The sequence below is a fragment of the Arthrobacter sp. MDT2-34-1 genome (genome assembly GCF_059091365.1).
In genome coordinates, this window is sequence record NZ_JBNHGO010000019.1 from 1 (window position 1) to 2,768 (window position 2,768).

Below are 2,768 nucleotides of genomic sequence, written 5' to 3' on the forward strand. Positions count from 1 at the left end.
GGGGGAAGCATCATGGCAACAGGAACCGTCAAATGGTTTAACGCGGACAAGGGCTTCGGTTTCATTGAGCCCGACGACGGATCCCCGGATGTCTTCGCCCATTTCTCGGCCATCGCCAGCAGCGGCTACCGGTCCCTGGAGGAAAACCAGAAGGTCGAATACGACGTCGTCCAGGGCCCGAAGGGACCGCAGGCGGAAAAAATCCGTCCGCTCTGACCCTTCCGTTCGCCGTCTCTGCACCGCCCCGGGCGCGGACTCATTCCGGCGGACCGGCTGCGCGCGTGGGCGGCTCGGTCCGGAAGGTCTGTCTGTGGGGTGCAGCGGCACCACGGGCGGTCCCTGGCAGCCAGGCTCAGGGAAGCTCCCCTGGCAGTGCGGGCTTTGGCCCTCAGGAAGTCCTGATCGGCCGGGGTGAGCTGCACTTCGCCGTGCCGGTTCTGCCCCATATCGCCGGCGGCCTGCTGGATGGCGTTGGCGAGTGTGCGGGGCAGGACCACGCATCCCGGGTTCCGCAGCAGCCATTGCTGTGTGCCGGGGTCAAGCAGGTCCCACCACTGCTGAATCGGAAGCTGTCCCATGGTGGCTGTTCTCCCGTTCCGTGCCGGATGCAACTGACGGTAATTCCCGAAGCGCCGCGCAGGCCGCAGCGCCCTGCGGCTTTGGGCCGGAGACGGTTCCCCCGGCGGCGCTGCGGCAGGTCGGACGGCAAGGGCCTAGACGGTGCGCGTCCGGTCGATCACCGGTGCCGTCGCAGCGCTTTCCCGCACCGCCGTGATGGCCGCGGCCACCTGCGGCATGTGCTCGAAGACCGGAAAAGACGACCGGACGGCCCTCACCGTCGGTCAGCCTGAACCGCAGTTTCCTGTCCCCGTCCCGCACAATCTCGAATCTGCCGGTCATGGTTCTCCCCCAAGGTTCCTCATTGAGCCGTCAGGGCAGGTCAGCGCCGCTGCGGCGGGTGCGAGGCTGCCCGGGCCAGCAACGTACCTGTGACTGCGGTCACCTTACACCCCGGAAGCGGATTATGACGCCGGCACCGGCAGAACCGCCGGCCGGCGCCGGGACCGCCGGGACCGCCGGTGGCCTGTGATTGCCGGTGGGCCCTGTTTTCCCCGGTGCGGCCCGTTCCTGCCTGCTGCCGGGCGCTCCGGTCGCCGGCCGGAAAGTGCGCCGGGCAGGCCCGGATAATCAGGGCCCGGATCCCGGGATCCGGCCTTATTGTTACGGAAAGGTCACGGCCGCCCTGTACGTGCAGCTGTGTTTTCCCTACAGTCCGTAGTCAACCGGTCCTCTCAGGGCCGGTACGGTTTCGCATCTTCGGGCAGCCAACCATGGGGGGAACAATGAGAGATGACTTCACCGCCGGTAATGACGTCCTGCTCAGTGTCGCACAGGTCGCCGCCCGGCTGCGGGTCTCCCGCATGACCGTCTACCGGATGATCCGCAACGCGCGCCTGCCCGCGGTACGGGTCGGACACACCTACCGGATCAGCAGAGACCGGCTGGCCCGGTACCTGGACAACGCCCTGGTCTGCGCCCCCGCTCTGACCACAGCCCGGGTCCGGCCACAGCCAGGGGACGGCGGGGAGGACCTTCCCCGGGTGCGGATCCGGTGCGAGAATCGACAGTGTCGTCCGCTTGGTGGGATGTCCTCGAACCGTGATCCTGCCGGCACAGGCGACAGGGCCGGTACCCATGAGCCGGCCAACGGGGCGGGCGGAAACCCCGGAGCAGCGTTTCCGCCCGTTCCATCCGCTGCACGGGGTTAAGGAGGCGGAAATGGAGCACAGCACCAGGGACGGGATCCTCAACCGCATCCGGGTGGCCGCCGCAGACAAGGAATCCCTGCAGTTCGACCTGGACCGCGCCGATGCCCTCCTGCAGGACGCGGTCCGGGCAGGGCTGGCCGCCGGTGTCCCGGCACCGGATCTGGCCGCCGCCTCCGGCCTGCCGCTGCAAGAGGTCGAGGACATGGAACGGACCGGACCCTAGGACCGGATCCGGCCGCACAGGGGCCCGCCGCCCCGAAGCGCGCTGTGCGGCCGGCGCCGTTTGCCGGATGCGCCTTAGCCCGGGCGCGGCACGTCCGGTGCCGGGACGGGTTCGCCGATGCCGTGGATGCGCCAGCGGCCGTCGGCGCATCTGACCAGGGTCAAAACCACGCCCGCAGCGGCCTCCTCGAATGCATGCTCGCCCACAGACCGCTCCGGGACCCGGACATGGCAGATATCCGGGTCCGAGGCCGGTTCGGCCCGGAGATCCAAGACCGGTGAGCCCAGCGCCGTGATGGTTTCCCGGGCCAGCTGCAGCCCCCGGTCGGTTCCCCAGCCCGACAGCGGCGAAATGAACCAGCGCAGGGACTCCATCAGTACCGTGCGGGCCGGTTCCGTGTGCGGGTAGCGGTTCCAGACGGCCAGCAGATCACAGAACGCCGCTGCCGCGCGCACCGGATCATAGCGGGCCCCCTCCCCCAATCCCATGGCTGGATTCTCCCCCGGACCCCGGACACAGGGAAGCCCCGAAGCGGTTTATGACAGCAGAAGCAACCGGAACCGGTCCCGCCTCCACGCCACCGATGCGGGCGGTCCACCAGCCCCACGGGGCACAGCCGCCGCTGATCATTCCCACCTAAGTCCCTGTGCAGCGCCGATCCGGCCACACCGAATCTGATGCTGCCCACCACGCCGGTACCCGGCGGCCCATCCGATCACCAGCGACCTGCGGGGACGGCCCTCTTACCGGCTTCCCCGCCCGGGGCGGTGTTCACC

At 69.1% G+C, this 2,768-nt stretch carries 5 protein-coding genes; 3 read left to right on the forward strand and 2 right to left on the reverse strand.

The features are described from left to right. The first annotated feature begins 12 nt into the window (after nucleotides 1–12). On the forward strand, nucleotides 13–216 hold the full coding sequence (locus AC5RVV_RS17180) for a cold-shock protein (RefSeq protein ID WP_494002582.1): 204 nt from the start codon (nucleotides 13–15) through the stop codon (nucleotides 214–216). A gap of 497 nt (nucleotides 217–713) precedes the next feature. Here the strand turns inward: AC5RVV_RS17180 and AC5RVV_RS17185 are convergent, their stop codons facing one another. Further along, a complete protein-coding gene (locus AC5RVV_RS17185; RefSeq protein WP_494002578.1) occupies nucleotides 714–836 on the reverse strand; it encodes a hypothetical protein in 123 nt (40 codons plus the stop codon). Between the two features lie 507 nt (nucleotides 837–1,343). Between AC5RVV_RS17185 and AC5RVV_RS17190 the strand changes: the two genes are divergently transcribed. Beyond that, nucleotides 1,344–1,769 (forward strand): helix-turn-helix domain-containing protein, encoded by a 426-nt coding sequence (locus AC5RVV_RS17190; protein ID WP_494002579.1) that lies wholly within the window; start codon nucleotides 1,344–1,346, stop codon nucleotides 1,767–1,769. Between the two features lie 10 nt (nucleotides 1,770–1,779). After that, nucleotides 1,780–1,992, forward strand: a complete 213-nt coding sequence (locus AC5RVV_RS17195) for a hypothetical protein (RefSeq protein ID WP_494002580.1) — start codon at nucleotides 1,780–1,782, stop codon at nucleotides 1,990–1,992. A 74-nt stretch (nucleotides 1,993–2,066) separates the two neighbouring features. Here AC5RVV_RS17195 and AC5RVV_RS17200 read toward each other — a convergent pair whose 3' ends face one another. Next, complete coding sequence (locus AC5RVV_RS17200; RefSeq protein WP_494002581.1) at nucleotides 2,067–2,480, reverse strand: hypothetical protein; 414 nt, start codon at nucleotides 2,478–2,480, stop codon at nucleotides 2,067–2,069. Nucleotides 2,481–2,768: the final 288 nt, after the last annotated feature.

Bases quoted from the DNA above. Each gene is read 5' to 3' on its own strand.
- AC5RVV_RS17180 (WP_494002582.1), top strand. From the start codon at position 13: ATGGCAACAGGAACCGTCAAATGGTTTAACGCGGACAAGGGCTTCGGT.
- AC5RVV_RS17190 (WP_494002579.1), top strand. From the start codon at position 1,344: ATGAGAGATGACTTCACCGCCGGTAATGACGTCCTGCTCAGTGTCGCA.
- AC5RVV_RS17195 (WP_494002580.1), top strand. From the start codon at position 1,780: ATGGAGCACAGCACCAGGGACGGGATCCTCAACCGCATCCGGGTGGCC.
- AC5RVV_RS17200 (WP_494002581.1), bottom strand. From the start codon at position 2,480: ATGGGATTGGGGGAGGGGGCCCGCTATGATCCGGTGCGCGCGGCAGCG.